Source organism: Pedobacter aquatilis (assembly GCF_030409415.1).
Lineage (GTDB): Bacteria > Bacteroidota > Bacteroidia > Sphingobacteriales > Sphingobacteriaceae > Pedobacter > Pedobacter aquatilis.
Map to the genome: position 1 here is coordinate 63,204 of NZ_JAUFPW010000008.1, position 19,435 is coordinate 82,638.

At 35.4% G+C, this 19,435-nt stretch carries 18 protein-coding genes; 10 read left to right on the forward strand and 8 right to left on the reverse strand.

What is annotated here, in order from left to right; all coding sequences use genetic code 11:
- Positions 1 to 50: 50 nt before the first annotated feature.
- From pnp to QWY86_RS01410, 4 genes are all read right to left on the reverse strand, one after another.
- Positions 51 to 2,186: a polyribonucleotide nucleotidyltransferase gene (gene pnp / locus QWY86_RS01395; protein WP_290237879.1), complete on the reverse strand. Its 2,136-nt coding sequence runs from the start codon at positions 2,184 to 2,186 to the stop codon at positions 51 to 53.
- A gap of 177 nt (positions 2,187 to 2,363) precedes the next feature.
- Entirely contained in the window at positions 2,364 to 2,648 is a 285-nt protein-coding gene (gene rpsO / locus QWY86_RS01400; protein ID WP_025146265.1) for a 30S ribosomal protein S15, read from the reverse strand.
- Positions 2,649 to 2,995: 347 nt separating this feature from the next.
- The gene (locus QWY86_RS01405; RefSeq protein ID WP_290237892.1) at positions 2,996 to 3,472 is read right to left on the reverse strand and encodes a hypothetical protein; all 477 of its coding nucleotides are present in this window, start codon (positions 3,470 to 3,472) and stop codon (positions 2,996 to 2,998) included.
- Positions 3,473 to 3,480: 8 nt separating this feature from the next.
- On the reverse strand, positions 3,481 to 3,684 hold the full coding sequence (locus QWY86_RS01410) for a hypothetical protein (RefSeq protein WP_290237894.1): 204 nt from the start codon (positions 3,682 to 3,684) through the stop codon (positions 3,481 to 3,483).
- 94 nt (positions 3,685 to 3,778) lie between these two features.
- Here QWY86_RS01410 and QWY86_RS01415 point away from each other — a divergent pair, with 94 nt between their 5' ends.
- The 6 genes from QWY86_RS01415 to QWY86_RS01440 all read left to right on the forward strand — a co-directional run bounded on the left by QWY86_RS01415 (position 3,779) and on the right by QWY86_RS01440 (position 10,004).
- A complete protein-coding gene (locus tag QWY86_RS01415) occupies positions 3,779 to 4,198 on the forward strand; it encodes an acyl-CoA thioesterase (protein ID WP_290237896.1) in 420 nt (139 codons plus the stop codon).
- Between the two features lie 332 nt (positions 4,199 to 4,530).
- Positions 4,531 to 5,955: an MATE family efflux transporter gene (locus QWY86_RS01420; RefSeq protein ID WP_290237898.1), complete on the forward strand. Its 1,425-nt coding sequence runs from the start codon at positions 4,531 to 4,533 to the stop codon at positions 5,953 to 5,955.
- Between the two features lie 404 nt (positions 5,956 to 6,359).
- Positions 6,360 to 8,147 (forward strand): translation elongation factor 4, encoded by a 1,788-nt coding sequence (lepA, locus tag QWY86_RS01425; protein WP_290237900.1) that lies wholly within the window; start codon positions 6,360 to 6,362, stop codon positions 8,145 to 8,147.
- A gap of 128 nt (positions 8,148 to 8,275) precedes the next feature.
- Positions 8,276 to 9,157: a bifunctional 5,10-methylenetetrahydrofolate dehydrogenase/5,10-methenyltetrahydrofolate cyclohydrolase gene (locus QWY86_RS01430; RefSeq protein ID WP_290237902.1), complete on the forward strand. Its 882-nt coding sequence runs from the start codon at positions 8,276 to 8,278 to the stop codon at positions 9,155 to 9,157.
- Positions 9,158 to 9,317: 160 nt separating this feature from the next.
- Positions 9,318 to 9,578 carry a DUF6364 family protein gene (locus QWY86_RS01435; protein ID WP_290237904.1) on the forward strand — a complete coding sequence of 87 codons (261 nt, stop codon included), beginning with the start codon at positions 9,318 to 9,320 and terminating at the stop codon, positions 9,576 to 9,578.
- A 3-nt stretch (positions 9,579 to 9,581) separates the two neighbouring features.
- Positions 9,582 to 10,004, forward strand: coding sequence for a type II toxin-antitoxin system VapC family toxin (locus QWY86_RS01440; protein WP_290237906.1), 423 nt, complete (start codon positions 9,582 to 9,584; stop codon positions 10,002 to 10,004).
- A gap of 94 nt (positions 10,005 to 10,098) precedes the next feature.
- Here the strand turns inward: QWY86_RS01440 and QWY86_RS01445 are convergent, their stop codons facing one another.
- Entirely contained in the window at positions 10,099 to 10,434 is a 336-nt protein-coding gene (locus QWY86_RS01445; RefSeq protein WP_290237908.1) for a Rieske (2Fe-2S) protein, read from the reverse strand.
- 106 nt (positions 10,435 to 10,540) lie between these two features.
- On the opposite strand from QWY86_RS01445, the gene QWY86_RS01450 reads away from it, so the two are divergent.
- Positions 10,541 to 11,164 carry a 7-carboxy-7-deazaguanine synthase QueE gene (locus QWY86_RS01450; RefSeq protein ID WP_290237910.1) on the forward strand — a complete coding sequence of 208 codons (624 nt, stop codon included), beginning with the start codon at positions 10,541 to 10,543 and terminating at the stop codon, positions 11,162 to 11,164.
- Positions 11,165 to 11,230: 66 nt separating this feature from the next.
- Positions 11,231 to 13,084, forward strand: coding sequence for an OmpA family protein (locus QWY86_RS01455; RefSeq protein WP_290237912.1), 1,854 nt, complete (start codon positions 11,231 to 11,233; stop codon positions 13,082 to 13,084).
- A 73-nt stretch (positions 13,085 to 13,157) separates the two neighbouring features.
- On the opposite strand, the gene kdsA is transcribed toward QWY86_RS01455, so the two are convergent.
- Positions 13,158 to 13,970 (reverse strand): 3-deoxy-8-phosphooctulonate synthase, encoded by an 813-nt coding sequence (gene kdsA / locus QWY86_RS01460; RefSeq protein WP_290237914.1) that lies wholly within the window; start codon positions 13,968 to 13,970, stop codon positions 13,158 to 13,160.
- 117 nt (positions 13,971 to 14,087) lie between these two features.
- Entirely contained in the window at positions 14,088 to 16,280 is a 2,193-nt protein-coding gene (recQ, locus tag QWY86_RS01465; RefSeq protein ID WP_290238190.1) for a DNA helicase RecQ, read from the reverse strand.
- A 91-nt stretch (positions 16,281 to 16,371) separates the two neighbouring features.
- Between recQ and QWY86_RS01470 the strand changes: the two genes are divergently transcribed.
- The gene (locus QWY86_RS01470; protein WP_290237915.1) at positions 16,372 to 17,340 is read left to right on the forward strand and encodes a KpsF/GutQ family sugar-phosphate isomerase; all 969 of its coding nucleotides are present in this window, start codon (positions 16,372 to 16,374) and stop codon (positions 17,338 to 17,340) included.
- Positions 17,341 to 17,354: 14 nt separating this feature from the next.
- Entirely contained in the window at positions 17,355 to 18,446 is a 1,092-nt protein-coding gene (locus QWY86_RS01475) for a mannose-1-phosphate guanylyltransferase (RefSeq protein WP_290237917.1), read from the forward strand.
- 106 nt (positions 18,447 to 18,552) lie between these two features.
- On the opposite strand, the gene rlmB is transcribed toward QWY86_RS01475, so the two are convergent.
- Positions 18,553 to 19,317: a 23S rRNA (guanosine(2251)-2'-O)-methyltransferase RlmB gene (gene rlmB / locus QWY86_RS01480; protein WP_290237919.1), complete on the reverse strand. Its 765-nt coding sequence runs from the start codon at positions 19,315 to 19,317 to the stop codon at positions 18,553 to 18,555.
- Positions 19,318 to 19,435 lie beyond the last annotated feature (118 nt).

Here is a 19,435-nt window from a genome sequence, read left to right on the forward strand (position 1 = left end):
GGTTTGCAATAATATCTTCTGTCTTCGGAATCCCGACTCCAGACACATACTTACGCTTTTGGCGCAGCTGGTTTTTCTGGTCTTGGCAATAAAACTTTGCGAGAAAGTTTCATTTTACCTTGCTTATCGATGTCTAATAATTTAACCTCGATTTTATCACCTTCTTTCAGTACACCATCCATAGTTTCTAAACGCTCCCATGAAATTTCTGAAATGTGTAATAAACCATCTTTACCTGGCATCACCTCAACAAATGCACCAAATGGCATAATTGATTTTACTTTACCTTGGTAAACTTCACCAATTTCTGGTTTAGCCACGATATTACGGATACGTGTAACCGCTGCATCAATTGCCGCTTTATTATCAGCGAAAATTTCTACAATACCTTTACCATCAACTTCTTCTATAGAGATTGAAGCGCCAGTTTCGCGTTGCATTTCCTGAATAATTTTACCTCCAGGACCGATAATTGCACCGATGAATTCTTTCTCAATAGTGATAGAAACAATACGTGGAGCATGAGGCTTCATGTCTTCATTAGGCTGAGCAATCGTTTTCTTCATCTCGTTCAAGATGTGTAAACGACCATCCTTAGCTTGTAATAAAGCTTTAGTCAAAACTTCATATGATAAACCGTTGATTTTCAAGTCCATTTGGCAAGCAACAATACCATTTTCAGTACCAGTTACTTTAAAATCCATATCTCCTAAGTGATCTTCATCACCCAAAATATCAGATAAGATTGCGTATTTACCAGTTTTCTCATCCGTAATCAAACCCATTGCAATACCAGAAACTGGAGATTTAATTTTAATACCAGCATCCATTAGTGCTAAAGTACCAGCACAAACCGTAGCCATAGATGATGAACCGTTAGATTCCAAAATATCAGAAACCACACGGATTGTATATGGATTAGCTTCACCTTGTGGTAAAACTTTTTTCAACGAACGTTGCGCTAAAGCACCGTGGCCAATTTCGCGGCGACCAGCACCTCTGTTTGGTCTCACTTCACCAGTTGAAAAACCAGGGAAATTATAGTGCAATAAGAATTTTTGGTAACCATTAAAGAAAGCACCATCAATCATTTGCTCATCATCTTTACTACCTAAAGTAACCGATGTTAATGATTGAGTTTCGCCACGTGTAAATACCGCCGAACCGTGTGCTGCTGGCAAATAACCAACTTCACTCCAGATTGGACGAATTTCTGTAGTCTTACGACCATCTAAACGAATACCTTCATCTAATAACAAATTTCTAATTGCATCATACTGCACATCATGGTAATAATGTTTAGCCATTGCTTTAGTTAAATCTGCAGTATCTTCTGGCATTGCCTCGAAAAACTCGTTAATAATAGCTGTAAAACCAACTTTACGCTCATCCTTGTTCGAACCAGATTTCGCAACCGCGTAAACTTTATCGTAAGTATCCGCGTAAACCTTAGCTTTTAAATCCGCATCGTGGTCTTCGTGGCTATATTCGCGTTTTACTGTTTTGCCAGTCGCCTCAGTTAATTCAACCTGTACCGCACATTGAACTTTAATTGCATCGTGTGCAAATTTTAAAGCTTCAACCATTTCATCTTCCTGAATTTCATCGCACTCGCCCTCAACCATACCAATATCATTAGCCGAACCAGCAACCATAAATTCTAAAGTTGCACGCTCTAAATCGCTGGCGTAAGGGTTAATCACCAATTTACCGTCGATTTTTGCAACACGTACTTCAGAAATCGGACCATTGAAAGGAATATCAGAAACTGATAATGCAGCAGATGCTGCTAAACCTGCCAAACAATCTGGCATAATATTTTTATCAGCAGAAATTAATGAAATCATCACTTGAGTATCCGAATGATAATCTGAAGGGAACATCGGGCGTAAAGCTCTGTCAACCAAACGAGAAATTAAAACCTCGTAATCAGATAATCTTGCCTCACGACGTAAAAATCCGCCTGGAATACGGCCAGTAGCCGCATATTTTTCTTGATAATCAACCGATAACGGTAAAAAATCAGTTCCTGGTTTAGCACCTACAGTAGATACAACCGTTGCTAACAACATCGTATCGCCCATTTTCACTACAACCGAACCATCAGCTTGTTTAGCTAATTTACCAGTTTCAATTTCTACAATTCTGCCATCGCCCAAATCGAACGATTTTTTTATTACATTCATTTAAATAGAATTATGGCGTGTTTTCCTCTTTCTACACACCGTTGTTTATATATGTTTTTGTTTTTGCAAACGAAGATAAGATTTAAAATGCCTATCTATAATAAATCCCGTTAAATTATTTAACAGGAAATGTAAAAAGCCATTCTATAAAGAATGGCTTTTGCTGATAAAATTCGCTTATTTTTGTTTAATGATATCACGAAGCGATAAAGCTTTGATGATAGCACGGTAGCGCTCAATATCTTTTTTGTATAAGTAAGCCAAAATACCGCGGCGTTTACCTACCAATTTTTGAAGTGATAACTGTGTAGAGAAATCTTTACGATTTTTCTTTAAGTGTTCTGTTAAGTGCGCAATACGGTATGTAAATAACGCTACCTGACCTTCTGCAGAACCTGTATTGGTTTCTACTTCGCCGTGTTGTTTAAAGATTTCGGCTTTCTTTTCTGGACTTAAATACATTCTTGAATAATATTAAAGTGTAAAAATTAATTAATTCTTCCAAAGGGATTCCTTTGGAATGGCGCAAAGATAAGGCTATTTTTGTTTGCAAACAAGTGTATTTATTTTCTTAATAACATACCGTTAAATTCTTGATTACTAAGAAAGCAAGTTCTATACTTATCGGTCGCAGTAGCCCCGCCCCCGCTGCAATCTTTTAAAAACTTCTGTCATTCCGACTTTGGAGGAATCTGTTTCATAGCTTGCAGATTCCTCGTACCTCGGAATGACAGCATATTCAGGGTTAGTACAATTTAAAAGTATTTTCGCTAAGTCGGGTTTAGAAAACTTAAACTTGTACAAGAAACTCAGATTTTCTTGTTAATACGCTCCAATTCTAGAATATCTAATTGGTCTTTAGGTCGGTTTGTTGCTCTTTTATTTTCAATTAAATGGTTATAATGAAGAAACCTTGCTTTAATTCCGTTAACTAAATCAACCGTAGCCATTTCAAAATACTCATCAAACTTTCTTTTATCAAGTCCAGGAATATCTGTCATTAAATCAGCATACATTCCATCATCCATCATTATTTCACAATAACCTGCTATAATAGGAATTTCCAGAAGCATATCATATTTACCATACCCCATTTTATCCAAAGCATAAATCAGATTCTGCCTGTTGTCTATTGTATCCTTTAAATAAATATCTAAATCTCCAGTAGTACGATTATAACCGTAACGATTAACAGCAAAACCACCTACTATCAGATATTTTAAATCAAATTGTTGAAATGTTTCCAACAACAAAAGCATTTCTGGATTCTCTTTATCGAAAGACATATTGAAAATTATTTGTTCGGCTTACGAATAATAATTCCTTTTCCTTGTGGAAACTTTAATGGATGACCGCCATTCATAGCGACAGAGATGTGATTTAAATTTAAAACACTAAAAAAGCGTTGCTCGGCATTACGACTTAAATATAAATTTTCACGTTCTTCAACAATTGTTTCGCGTGGAATTGAAATATCATGTAGTGTAAGTTTTCCCATCTATAATCAAAAATACAAATTTTGATACATAAAGATGTATTGATGTAAATATATCTTAAGTCAATTCTATACTTTTGCACAAAACCTTTTACCCTTGGAAAAGAATCAATTTAGCATTTTCGAAAGCGAATTACGCGTACGCCCAGATGATATTGACATGTTCAACCATGTACACAACAGCAAATACTTAGATTATGTATTGGCCGCCCGTTACGAGCAAATGGAAAAATTTTATGGAATGCCTTGGGAACATTTTACCAAAATGGGTTTAGGTTGGGTAGTTAGCCGGGTTGATATTAATTTTAAACGTCCGCTTTTGATGAACGATTTGATGTTGATACGAACTGGCATTTTAACCATGCATGATAAAGGTTGCTCGGTTCAGTTCGAAATCATTAATAAAAAAACTGGTAAAGTAGCGTCTGATGGGATTTTTGATTATGTGTTAATTGATTTAAACACCAGCCGTGGCACAAAAGTTACCGAAGAAATGATTAAAGCTTATAGTATTTAGGCGGAAGTTAGAAGTCGGAAGATATAGCGTTTCAAAATATATCCTGCGCCTCGGTTTGTGTCTTCACAAAACGAAATAATATAATCCATAATTGAAAAATTAATTCCGTGCCTTCTGTATTTCCGTGGCAAAAACCTGAAAATCAGTCATCAAAATTTGACAATAGATTTTTTTACTTACCTTTGGCACATCCAAAACAAAAAACCATGATAGTATCTGCAATCCGTTTAAGGTTTTAAGCAACCCAGGATTTTCTTCCCTAAGCAATATCAAATTGAATACTTTTTTAGTGTTCACAAAGGTTTATTCATTACATTTTACAAATATAATATATGTCACAGTCAACAAAGGCGCAGGGCAAACTATCTTCTTTTTTCGAACTATTGATACAATCGATAAAAGGTAACGAAGTTGATTTAACTTCAATCAGCATTAAGAGAGCCATAATTCTTTTAGCCATTCCGATGATGTTGGAAATGGCAATGGAATCTGTTTTTGCATTAGTCGATTTATATTTCGTTGGCCATTTAGAAAACAGTAGTCACGCTATACAAACCGTAGGTTTAACAGAATCAGTTTTAACAATAATTTATTCATTAGCCATAGGTTTAAGTATGGCTGCTACAGCAGTTGTTGCCAGGAGAATTGGCGAGAAAAATCCTGAAGCGGCATCAAAAGCTGGTATGCAAACCATCGTAATTGCAGTTGCGGTTAATATTTTAATTAGTATTGCTGGTTTAATTTATGCAAGAGATATTTTGTTATTAATGGGTGCTTCTATAGAAACGGCAAACCATGGAGTAACTTTTGTCCGCATCATGATGGGCGGTAGCATCGTTATCGTTTTACTTTTCTTAATAAACGGAATTTTTAGGGGTGCAGGAAATGCCGCGATTGCGATGCGAAGTTTATGGATTGCCAATATTGCAAACATCATCCTCTGCCCTATTTTCATCAACGGTTTCGGGCCAATTCCGGCATTTGGTTTAACTGGTGCAGCAATCGCAACAACAATTGGTCGTGGCTTGGGTGTTGCCTATCAAGTTTACAATTTGTTTAATGGAAAAAATGCTTTAAAAATTAGTATCAGCCATTTTATTCCTGATATGGAACAAATTAAAGCAATAGTTAAAATTGCTGCACCCGCTATTTTACAATTCGTAATTGCAAGTTGTAGCTGGGTATTTTTAGCAGAATTAGTTGCAACAACTGGTGGAGATGAAGGTTCAGCAGGTTACCAAACTGCATTAAGGTTGATGATGTTTTTCTTATTACCTGCGTGGGGATTGAGTAATGCAGCTGCAACTTTAGTCGGACAAAATTTAGGCGCTGGCCACATTGACAGAGCAGAACAATCTGTATTTCAAACTTTGAAATATATCATTGTCTTTATGGCCGTGGTGAGTGTGGTGTTTTTAACCTGCGGGCATTTGTTTGCATCTTTCTTTACTTCAGATTTAAAAGTGATAGAGATTGCAAGCAGAGCTTTAAAAATTTTAAGTATCGGTTTTGTTATTTACGGTTCGGCAATGGTTTTTAGCAGCGCTTTCAATGGTGCAGGCGATACCTGGACACCGACTAAAATTAACGTATTTGCCTTTTGGGTATTTCAAATTCCATTGGCTTATTTTTTAGCTAAATATTTAGACATGGGTCCGACAGGAGTTTTTATTGCCATACCAAGCGCAGAAGCAGGCATTGCGATTGCCGCATTTATCTTATTTAAAAAAGGTAAATGGAAGAAAACAATGGTATAATTTTTTCAGTTTGCCACGGAAACACGGATTTACACGGAATTAGGTTTTTTAAAATAACCACAGATAAATAGGATAAACACAGATATTTAGAAATGTAAATGAACTAAACTTTCCGTGATTTCTGTGTTTCCGTGGCAAATAAATTTAACAAAAGAACTAATCTTTTATGTTGAATAAACCTGATTAAAGTGGAAATACTTTTTGTTAATTGATGTAAATAGATTGCCGCGTCGTGCCAACTCGCAACGGCGGAAATTTGAGCTCAACACAAAGACAAAAAGATTGCAACGGAAAGCAGGGCTGCTGCAGCCAAAAAACTACTGCTTTTGCTTTTCAGATATTTGAAAATCCACTCATCTTTTCCACCTTAAGTTTTCCATTAAAAAGCATATCTTTGCGCAAAGATGAAGCATATACGTAATTTTTGCATTATTGCACATATTGACCACGGCAAGAGTACTTTGGCCGATAGGTTATTAGAATATACAGCGACGATTTCGCAGCGTGAAGCGCAGGCGCAATTGCTCGACAACATGGATTTGGAGCGTGAGCGAGGCATTACAATTAAAAGTCATGCCATACAAATGAACTACAAAGTTGGCGATGTAGAGTACAACTTTAACTTAATTGATACACCCGGACATGTAGATTTTTCTTACGAAGTTTCGCGTTCTATCGCTGCTTGCGAGGGCGCTTTATTGATTGTAGATGCATCGCAAGGGATACAAGCACAAACGATTTCAAATTTATATTTAGCTTTAGAGCACGATTTAGAGATTATTCCGATTTTAAATAAAATGGATTTACCTGGTGCAATGCCAGAAGAAGTTAAAGACCAGATTATAGATTTGATTGGCTGTAAACGTGAGGATATTATTCCAGCATCGGGTAAAACGGGAATGGGTATTCCTGATATTATTCAGGCAATTGTAGACCGTGTTCCGGCTCCAGTTGGCGACCCTGAAGCGCCTTTACAAGCCTTAATTTTCGACTCTGTTTTTAACTCATTTAGAGGAATTATTGCTTACTATAAAGTAGTAAACGGTGAAATTAAAAAAGGCGATAAAGTAAAATTCATTAATACTGGTAAAGAATACTTAGCTGATGAAGTAGGTATTTTAAAACTGGATATGGCGCCACGTAGTGTGGTTAAAACCGGTGATGTAGGTTACATTATTTCAGGGATTAAAGAGGCCCGAGAAGTAAAAGTTGGTGATACGATTACAACTACTGCTAGGCCATCTTTAGCCGCGATTCAAGGTTTTGAAGAGGTAAAGCCGATGGTTTTTGCGGGTATTTACCCGGTTGATACTGATGAATTTGAAGAACTCCGCGAAGCGATGCACAAGTTGCAACTGAACGATGCTTCTATCGTTTTTGAACCTGAAAGTTCTGCTGCTTTAGGCTTTGGTTTCCGTTGCGGATTCTTAGGCATGTTGCACATGGAGATTATCCAGGAGCGTTTAGAACGTGAATTCGACATGACGGTAATTACTACAGTTCCCAACGTATCTTACATAGCGCACACTACAAAGGGAGTAGAAATTTTAGTTAATAACCCATCAGATTTACCAGATCCAAGTAAATTGGATTCGGTAGAAGAGCCGTTTATTAAAGCTAACATTATTACTAAAGCCGAGTTTGTTGGTCCGGTAATGTCGCTTTGTATTCAAAAACGAGGCATAATTGTTAACCAATCTTACTTAACCAGTGATAGAGTTGAGTTAGTTTTTGAAATGCCTATGGGCGAAATTGTATTCGATTTCTACGATAAATTAAAAACAATCTCTAAAGGTTACGCCTCTTTTGATTATCATCAGGTTGGTTACCGTAAATCGGACTTGGTTCGTTTGGATATGCTTATTAATGAAGAACCTGTTGATGCACTATCTTCATTAATTCATCGCAGTAATGCTTACGATTTCGGAAAGAAAATCTGTGAAAAACTAAGAGAGTTAATTCCTCGTCAACAGTTTGAAATTAAAATACAGGCTTCTATCGGTGCTAAAGTTATCGCCCGCGAAACTTTAAGTGCTTTACGTAAAGATGTTACCGCTAAATGTTATGGTGGCGATATTTCTCGTAAACGTAAGCTATTGGAGAAACAGAAAAAAGGTAAAAAACGTATGCGTCAGGTTGGAAACGTAGAGATTCCTCAATCGGCGTTTATGGCGGTTTTAAAATTGGATTAAAATTAGAATCAAGATACAAGTATCAGGTATCAAGATTTTGAGCAAATAATATAGTTAAAAGCATAGTGAGCAATTAAGTTAACCATCTTGGTCTTGATACTTGATACTTACTACTCGATACTTTGAAAATGAAATTATTAGACGGTAAATACGTATCAGAAAAAGTTAAAGTTCAAATTGCTGATGAAGCTGCAGAATTTTTAGGTAAAACAGGTAGAAAACCACATTTGGTTGCCATTTTGGTTGGCAATGATGGTGGTAGTGAAACTTACGTTGCGAGCAAGATGAAAAACTGCGAAAAGGTAGGTTTTAAATCTTCGCTTCATAGATATGATAACTCGGTTACTGAAGCAGAATTATTGGCTAAAATCGAAGAAATTAATCAAGATGCTGATGTTGACGGATTAATTGTTCAATTGCCTTTGCCAAAACACATCGACCCAGAAAAGGTTACAGAGAAAATTGATTACCGTAAAGATGTTGATGGTTTCCATCCGGTTAATTTGGGTAGAATGATGCGTAATTTGCCTTGTTTTATTCCTGCTACTCCTTATGGTATTTTATTGATGCTGCAAGAATATAATATTGATACGACAGGAATGCATTGTGTTGTGGTTGGCAGAAGTAATATTGTAGGTAGTCCGATGAGTATTTTAATGGCTCGTAACGCTAATCCCGGCAACTGTACGGTAACACTTACGCATTCACGCACAAAAGATTTAAAAGAACAAGTTTTACAGGCAGATATTGTTATTGCCGCAATTGGTAAGAAAAACTTTGTTACGGCAGATATGGTTAAACCTGGTGCAATAATTATTGATGTTGGTATTAATCGCGAAGAAAGCGACACGACAAAATCTGGTTACAAATTATTCGGTGATGTTGATTTTGAAAGTGTTGCGCCAAAAGCATCATACATTACTCCTGTTCCGGGTGGTGTTGGTTTAATGACAATTGTTGGTTTATTGAAAAACACACTGGCATCGGCTAGAAAAGAAATTTATTCTTAAGCCTAAACGTAAAGGCAGAAAGACTAAAGCGAAAACCTACAGTTTATAAATATCTAAAAGCAATTCATAACCGAATTGCTTTTTTTATACCGTTTTTTTTACGTGTAAATATTTTTAGTTACACGTAAAATTATTATATTTGTTTAAAAACTAGAAGATAATGGATGCAAAACTTACCTTAAGCTTTAATCAGGATGTAGTATCTAAAGCTAAAAAATATGCTGCTGATAATAATATCAGTTTATCTCGTTTGATTGAACATTTACTTACACAAGTTACCGCTACAGACTATAAATCATTAGAAGATTATCCCATCAGCGATTGGGTAAGTATGGTTGCTGAGGGCGAAGTGGAATATAAAAAAAATATTAAAGCTGGCCGTAAAGCATCAAAAGATGAATTCTTTTCATCTAAAAAATAATTCATGTTAAGAATATTTTTAGATGCAAATGTTTTGGTATCGGTTTTAAATAAAGAATACCCACTTTTCACTTATTCCTCACGAATTTTGAGTTTAGCTTCACATCCAAAGTTCGAAGTTTATACATCACCACTATGTTTGGCTATAGCATTTTATTTTGCAGAAAAGAAACACAGTTCGGCAGTAGCTAAGCAAAAAATTGATTTGCTTTGCCAACACGTTAAAATCGCAGAAAATTCATCAAAAGGCGTTGCTGATATATTAACAAATAAGAAAATTCATGATTTTGAAGATGGTTTAGAATACTACGCTGCACAACAAAAGGATTGTAAATGCATCATTACCGAGAATATTGAAGATTTTTATTTTTTGGATATTGAAGTATTAAATTGTCAGGATTTTTTTAAACGATATTTGTTGAATTAGCTTGAAGACTAAAGCTGAAAGACTAAAGCTGAAAAAGTTCATGTACAACGGTTTAATCTTTATTCCTTGTTCCTTTCTCCTTAATCTTTATACCTCAACTCCACAATTTACTCCACCAACTTTCTTCAAATCCAATATACAATCCATCTTCCCTCATTTCTGTAGCATAAATATTAATATAATCGCCTTGCCCTTCTGCTCCGCGTCCTGTTTTTAAATCGTAAGCATAGCGATGAACTGGACAAATTAAATGACCATTTTTACACCAACCGCCGGAAAAATGTCCTCCCGCATGCGGACAAAAAGATTGTGAAGCGATAATTTCATCTTCATTATTGATTACGCACAGTTGCTTCCCATTAATATTAACCTTCTTAATATCTCCATTAACAGGAATTTGATTCCTATTTAGCGCTTTGAACCACTTCATGAAGCTAAAATAACTAATTAAATATCAGGGTTATTTCATCTTTCAATTAATTTTTAAAACAGAAACAGTTACACCATATTTTTTTAGGATATTTGCATCCTCAAAAATGAAACAACACATACCAGAAGACGGCACATTACTTCCTTTAATGGAAGAGTTTTACACCATACAAGGCGAAGGATTTAACACTGGAAAGGCAGCATACTTTATTCGCCTTGGCGGTTGCGATGTGGGCTGCCATTGGTGCGATGTAAAGGAAAGTTGGGACGCGGAGATGCATCCACTAACTCATGCTGATGTTATCGTAGAAAATGCAGATAAATTTCCGGGTAAAGCTGTTGTAATTACGGGAGGAGAGCCATTGATATATAACCTCGATTACTTAACTAACAAAATTAAAGAGCGTGGAATTTTAACATTCATTGAAACTTCTGGTGCTTATCCCTTATCTGGTAATTGGGATTGGATTTGTTTATCACCTAAAAAATTTAAAGCACCACGACCAGATATTACACCATTTGCAAACGAGTTAAAAGTAATTGTTTTTAACAAGAGTGATTTTAAATGGGCTGAAGAATATGCAGCAATGGTATCACCAACTTGTAAATTGTATTTACAGCCAGAATGGTCTAAATCAAAGGAAATTACGCCAATGATTATAGAATATGTGATGGCGAACCCCAAATGGGAAATTTCTTTGCAAACGCACAAATTTTTAAATATTCCTTAAAAACAATACATTAGCTTAATAACCAATGTATTTATGAGGTTTTGTTTATCCCTTTTATTTTTGTTGATGTATTTTGGCGTTTACGCACAAAGTTCGAACAATAAAAAAGCTCAAAATTTCTTCGAAAGAGCAAATCCATTTATTGAAAAGCAGGATTATGCATCGGCAGAGCAGGTTTTAAAAAGTGCTGTAGAGGCCGACCCTTTATTCCAAAATGCTTATATCGTTCTTGCTGGGGTTTATAGTTTGGAAAAAAAGTATAGTGATGCCAAGCTTGCTTATCAAAAAGCGATTCTAATTGATAAAAACGTTGCTCCTACTGTTATTTATGGTTTGGCTGAAACCGAGTTTGCTACACATGAATATGACAAGGCTAAGCAACATTTTCAGGAATTTCTGGTGTTAGATTCATCTTCTGAAAGAGCAAAAAAAGCAAAGAAATATCTCTTAGATTGTGATTTTGCTTCAATTGCAATTAAGAAACCTGTGAAATACAATCCTCAAAATCTTGGTCAGGGCGTAAATACAATAGATTCTGAATATTTTCCAGCGCTTACTGCAGATGGAGAAACACTAATTTTTACCCGGCAAGTTAATGGTAACGAAGATTTTTGGACTTCACAGTTTAAAGATAGTTCCTGGAATTTAGCTACACCGCTCTCAACAAAAATTAATACTACAAAATACAATGAGGGCGCCCAAACCATTTCTCCCGATGGGAAATATTTATTTTTTACGGGATGTAATCGCCCAGATGGCTTAGGCCGATGTGATATTTATGTTTCGCACCGAGAGGGAAAAGATTGGGGCGAACCTTACAATGTGGGCAAACCTGTGAATTCTGAATATTGGGAATCACAACCGGCAATTAGTCCTGATGGTAGAACGTTGTATTTTATCAGCAATCGTCCGGGTGGTTCTGGTGGTTATGATATTTGGAAGAGTACCATAACCGATGATGCAAAATGGGGACCAGCAACAAACCTCGGACCGGATATAAACACACCTTATGATGAAAATACGCCATTTCTTCACGCTGATGGTAAAACTTTATATTTTTCATCTGATGGATGGCCGGGTTTTGGTAACAAGGATATTTACTACAGTAGAATGGATAATGCGGGCAAATTCCAAAAGCCCACTAACCTTGGTTATCCTATCAACTCATTTGAAAATGAAAGTGGTTTAATTGTGAGTGCCGATGGCAATTTCGGAATGTTCTCCTCTAATTTAAGCGGTGGTTTTGGTGGTCAGGATATTTACAGTTTTGGCATTCCTGAAATGGCAAAGCCCTTAAAAGTGAGTTACGTTAAAGGAATTGTAAAAGATAAGGACAGTAAAAAAACCATTGAAAGCAATGTTCAGGTTATTGATTTAAATACAAATAAAACAGTTTTTGATGATTATACTGATGCAGAAACCGGACAATTTTTAGCGGTGATGCCCATCGGCAGTAATTATCTGTTTAATGTAAATGCCGAGGGGTATTTATTTTATTCGGAAAACTTTGAATTGAAGCAAGGCGATATCAATAAGCCATATCAAATTGAAGTTGAAATCGAGAAGATACAACAGGGCGGCAATGTTACGCTGAGAAATATATTTTTCGATACCAATAAATACAATCTACTGCCAAATTCTATAAGGGAATTGAATTTATTAATTGATTTCCTGCAGCAAAATGAAACCGTAAATATCGAAATTCAAGGGCATACGGATAATATTGGCGATGCAAAGCTAAACGAAAAATTATCTTTCAATCGTGCAAATGCCGTTTATGAATATCTAATAAAAAATGGCATCAACGCAAGTCGGCTTACATTCAAAGGATTTGGCTCAAGTAAACCAATTGCTGATAATAAAACTGAAGCAGGAAGAAAGTATAATCGCAGAACGTCTTTCGTGATTACTAAAGTTTAATGTTATTGTAATTTGGGAACAGTATTTCTTTTAAATTTCTGATAAACTAAAAGAAATACTGTTAAAAAATGTTCTAAAGAATGGCCTGCCTAATACGTACCAGCTTAATCAATGTTTCTTCAAGTAAATCTAAGTGCAACATGTTAGCGCCATCAGATTTTGCATTTGCCGGGTCGGGATGTGTTTCTATAAACAAACCATCAGCTCCAACTGCAATTGCAGCTTTTGCAATGGTCGAAATTAATTCTGGTTTGCCTCCTGTTACACCACTGCTTTGATTAGGTTGTTGTAAAGAGTGTGTACAATCCATCACTACTGGTACGCCAAAACTTTGCATTTCTGGTAAACCACGATAATCAACAATTAAATCCTGATAGCCAAAAGTATTTCCCCTGTCGGTTAAAATCACCTTATCGTTTCCTGCTTCTTTGATTTTCTCAACAGCAAATTTCATTGATCCTGCTGATAAAAATTGACCCTTTTTTACATTAACCACTCTGTCAGTTTTCGCAGCGGCAATTAGCAAATCAGTTTGGCGGCACAGAAATGCTGGAATTTGCAAAACATCTACATAAGCGGCAGCCATCGCAGCCTCATCGCTTTCGTGTATATCCGTAACGGTTGGCACACCAAATTCACGACCGATTTTGGCCAGAATTTTCAAAGCCTTTTCATCACCAATCCCGGTAAAAGAGCTTCCTTTGCTCCTATTCGCTTTGCGATAAGAACCTTTAAAGATATATGGAATTTGAAGTTTATCAGTAACCGAAATAATTTTTTCGGCAATCTTCATCGCAATATCTTCACCTTCAATTGCACAAGGGCCAGCCATTAAAAAGAAGTTACCCGATTCTGTATTTTTTATTTTATCTAAATAGTTAAGCATGTAATGTAGATTATGTAAAATGGGTGATGGCAAATGGAAAATTTATGACGAGAAATGCATTATGTGTGATGGAAATTAGCACATCATTCATCTCACATTCAACATCTTACATCAATGCTAGTTTCCTAGTTCTGACATAAATTTGATTCGCATTAATTGAATTTCTTCACGAGTATAATCTGTTTCGCCAAGTTCATTTAACGCTTCATCAATCGAATCGTTTTCTGCGGCACGGAAATAATCGAAAACTTCATCTTGCCTGTCATCATCAATTACCTCATCTATAAAATAATTGAGATTTAGCTTTGTTCCAGAGTTAACAATCGATTCAACCTCTTTCAAAATTTCCTCGTAAGTGATGCCTTTTGAATCAGCAATATCCTCTAAACCAATTTGTCTATCAATATTTTGGATGATAGAAACTTTCATTTGAGATTTATTTGCTTGCGTTTTGATAATTAAATCAATCGGACGTTCGATGTCATTATCCTCTACGTATTTTTTTATCAACTCGATAAAAGGACTTCCGAATTTCATTGCCTTACCCGAACCAACGCCAGAAATTTGTTTTAGTTCTTCTGAAGTAATTGGATAATGCGTACACATTTCCTCTAAAGATGGATCTTGAAAAACTACGAATGGTGGAACACTTTTTTGTTTGGCAATTTTCTTACGTAAATCTTTAAGCAATTGCAATAAATGTGTATCCAATGCGCCAGTACCTTGTTTTACATCATCATCATCGTCATCACCACCAGTTTCTACTATTGGCTCATTTAAAATGAACTTTAAGCTGTAAGGATTTATAATAAAATCCTTACCCTGCTTGGTTAATTTTAATAAACCGTAATTATCTATATCCTTAAAAAGAAAATTATTAAGAACAGCCTGGCGGATTACAGATTTCCAAAGTAATTCTCCAACCAATTTCCCAATGCCAAACTCGGGTAGCTTACTGTGTTCATAAGCAATGGTTTGCGCAGTTTCTAAACCTAAAAATACGTTTAGTAAATGTGCATCGTCAAACTTCTCCCCACTCTTCTCTATAAATTTCAACAAAGTTGATAACTGCTGTTCAGCATCAAATTGCTTTTTAGGTTTTTTGCAATTATCGCACATGCAATTGCAACCTGTTTCATTAAAGTTTTCGCCAAAATAATGTAGAATTTGTTTGCGGCGGCAAACACCAGATTCTGCATAATCAATAACTTCCTTCAATATTTGTGTACCAATTTCTCGTTCAGAAACCGGTTTATCTTTCATAAACTTAGCTAACTTATCTACATCTTTTTGAGCATAGAAAGCAATACAAACCCCTTCCCCACCATCACGACCTGCCCTACCAGTTTCCTGATAATAACCTTCCATACTTTTTGGCACATCGTGGTGAATAACAAAACGAACATCAGGTTTATCGATACCCATACCGAAAGCAATTGTTGCAACAATTACTTCAGCATCTTCCATCAAAAACTTATCTTGGGTTTCTGCTCTAACCTTTGGTTCTAAACCTGCATGGTAAGGTAAAGCACTAATTCCATTAAGATTCAATGCTTCAGCAACTTCCTCCACCTTTTTACGACTTAAACAATAAATTATACCCGATTTACCAGGGTTGGATTTAATGTACTTGATGATTTCCTTTGTGATATCCCTTTTAGGACGGATTTCATAAAATAAATTTGGTCTGTTGAATGATGATTTAAAAAGCGTTGCCTCCGTCATCCCAAGATTTTTCATAATATCTTGCTGAACTTTTGGCGTAGCTGTGGCCGTTAAAGCAATAATTGGGATGTTATTTCCTAAACCGGCAATAACTTGCTTAATCTTTCGATATTCAGGTCTAAAATCATGTCCCCACTCCGAAATACAGTGCGCTTCATCAACAGCTACAAAAGATATTTTTATCAAATTTAAAAATTCGATATTATCTTGTTTAGCTAAAGATTCAGGAGCCACGTAAAGTAATTTGGTGTGGCCTGCAAGTAAATCTGATTTAACTTGGGTAATTTCAGATTTGTTTAGGGATGAATTTAGAAAATGAGCAATACTATCATTTCCACCAAAAGCCCTTAGTTGGTCTACCTGGTTTTTCATTAAAGCAATTAATGGAGAAATCACAATAGCTGTTCCTTCACTCATTAAAGCAGGTAATTGATAGCAAATAGACTTCCCTCCACCCGTTGGCATAATAACAAATGTGTTATTGCCTTCTAATATATTTGTGATGATCGACTCTTGATCACCTTTGAAATTATCAAACCCAAAAAAATTCTGTAGGTTATCAAATAACGACTTTTTCACGTCCATTTTGTGTAATAAAATATGCGATGCTATTTTTCTATCCAAAATAACATAATTTTACAAGAATTTCAATTATTAACAAACAATTTTTTTCTCTTTGAAAAGTAAAAAATCTACTATAGAATCGGCAATAAGCACACTTAAGTTAGAAGCTGAAGCAATTTTAAATGTTGCAAGAAACCTAGACAGCAGTTTTGAAAATGTTGTAACTAATATTTTAAATTGCAAAGGCCGTGTAATTATAACTGGAATAGGCAAAAGTGCAATCATTGCTCAAAAAATTGTTGCAACATTTAATTCTACTGGTACACCTGCAATATTTATGCATGCTGCAGATGCCATCCATGGCGATTTGGGTATGATTCAGGTTGATGATATTATAATTTGTATATCAAAAAGCGGAAACACGCCTGAAATTAAAGTTTTGGCTCCGCTATTAAAAAGTGCCGGAAATATTTTAATTGGAATGGTTGGTGAGCTCAATTCATTTTTAGCCCAACAGGCTGATTTGATTTTAAATACTTCTGTAGAGAAAGAAGCTTGTCCGCATAACTTAGCACCAACAACAAGTACTACAGCACAGCTTGTAATGGGTGATGCTTTGGCAATTTGCTTGTTAGAACATCGGGAGTTTAATGAAAATGATTTTGCAAAGTATCACCCAGGTGGATCCTTAGGTAAAAAACTTTATTTAAAGGCTAGGGATTTAGCGTTAAGTAATGAAAAGCCATCAATAAACCCAGATGCTTCCGTTAAGCAAGTTTTAATAGAAATTAGTAAAAACCGTTTGGGTGCCGTTGCTGTTGTTGATGTAGATAATAATTTATTAGGTGTTATTACCGATGGTGATATCAGGCGTATGCTGGAAAACAATGTAGATATTACAACATTGATTGCAACGGATATTATGGGTAAAAACCCAAAGGTTATTGATGGCGATGCACTTGCTATTGATGCCTTGAACATCATTAAAAAAAATAATATTACGCAGTTAATTGTTTTAGAACAAAATGCCTATTTTGGCATCATTCACTTACACGATTTGATCAACGAAGGAATTGTGTAATTTTAAATCATCAAATGAATAAAAATTATTACGTACTCATAATGGCTGGTGGTGTTGGAAGCCGTTTCTGGCCTGTCAGCAGAACTGAACATCCTAAACAATTTATCGATTTTTTTGGCATTGGGAAAACGCTTATCCAAAGTACTTATGAGCGATTTTTAAAAATATGCCCACCTGAAAATATTTTCATTGTTTCAAACGAGATTTATACTGACTTAATTAAAGAACAGCTGCCAGATTTATCTGAGAACCAAATAATGGCAGAACCTCTATTAAGAAATACTGCTCCTTGTGTGGCTTACGGCTGTTTAAAAATTTCTGAGTTAAATCCTAACGCTACTATTGTTGTAACGCCATCAGACCATACTATAGCAGATTTACCAGCATTTACTGAAACAATACAGCAGTCTTTAAATGCAGCATCAGAAAACGACTGTTTAATAACACTTGGCATAAAACCTAATCGACCAGATACTGGATATGGTTATATCCAACATACAGACCATGTTTTAAATACGGATAAGGATTTGCATAAAGTTAAAACCTTTACTGAAAAACCTAACTTAGAACTTGCTAAATCTTTTATCCAAAGTGGAGATTTTCTATGGAACGCTGGTATATTTATTTGGTCTGCAAAAACCATTTTAAAAGCTTTTAACAAACATTTACCAGATATGTATGAGATATTTAATGCAGGTAAATCTGAATTAAATACATCCAGGGAAAAAGCTTTTATTAATAATGCTTACCTCCAATGCACAAATATTTCTATAGATTTTGGAGTAATGGAAAAAGCGGATAATGTTTATGTTCTACCTGCTGATTTTGGTTGGTCTGATTTGGGCACATGGGCATCAATTTATGAAATGGCCGAAAAGGATTACGTAGGTAATGCGGTTATTCCTTCTGAACAAGTTGTTATGTTCGATTCATCTAATTGTATGGTTAATGTACCAAAGGATAAGCTCGTTATTTTAAACGGTTTACATGATTATATTGTTGTAGAAAGTAACAATACTTTAATGATTTGCCCTAGAGATGAAGAACAGAAAGTAAAAGAATTTGTTGCCGAAGTAAAATCTAGATTCGGAAATAAGTATATTTAATTTTAAAAAGGATAACAAAGAAAGCCACAGATTTACAGATTCTATTTAAGATTATCTGTAAATCTGTGGCTTTAACATTATAAATAATCCTTGTTTAATATAAAGACTATACTCTTTGTCTTACAGCTTCATATAAAATTACTCCGGCGGCGACAGAAACATTCAAAGATTCAATTTTGCCAGCCATCGGAATTTTTGCAAGATGATCAGCTACACGTAAAAGGTCGTTAGAAATACCTTCGTCTTCCGAGCCCATAACAATTGCGGTTGGCATTGTGTAATCGGGATTATAAATCAAATCATTCGTTTTTTCAGTACATGCTACGATTTGTAAGCCACTGTCTTGTAAAAACAAACAAGTTTTATGCAAATTAGCATGGCGGCAAATTGGAATATTAAACAATGCGCCAGCAGATGTTTTAATCGCATCGGCGTTTATTTGTGCCGCATTTTTTAGCGGAACCACAATGGCATGAACACCTACACAAGCAGCTGTACGGGCAATTGCACCCATGTTACGAACATCAGTTACACTATCTAAAATTAAAATTAAAGGAACTTCTCCTTTTTCAAATACAGCCGGAACAATATCTTCTATATTTTGATACGTGATTGGTGAAATTACCGCAATAACGCCCTGGTGATTTTTTTGAGACATTCTGTTCAACTTTTCAACCGGAACAGAATTTAAAGGGATTAACGTTCCAGATAATAATGCTTTTAATTCCAGAAATAAATCGCCACCTAAACCTCTTTGCACATAAATGGTTTCAATATCTCGCCCGGCTTTAATTGCTTCAATTACAGCTCTAATGCCAAATACAAACTCATTATTTTCTTTTACGCGTTGCGGTCTTCTAAAATTATCCATTATTCAAAATTGAGGTACAAAAGTAACCCAAATAATTTTCCTTATCCACATTTTGTTGTTTAAAAAAAAATCATATTGTTAAAATCGCTATAAAAATTAAATTCTTTAAGCTTCAATT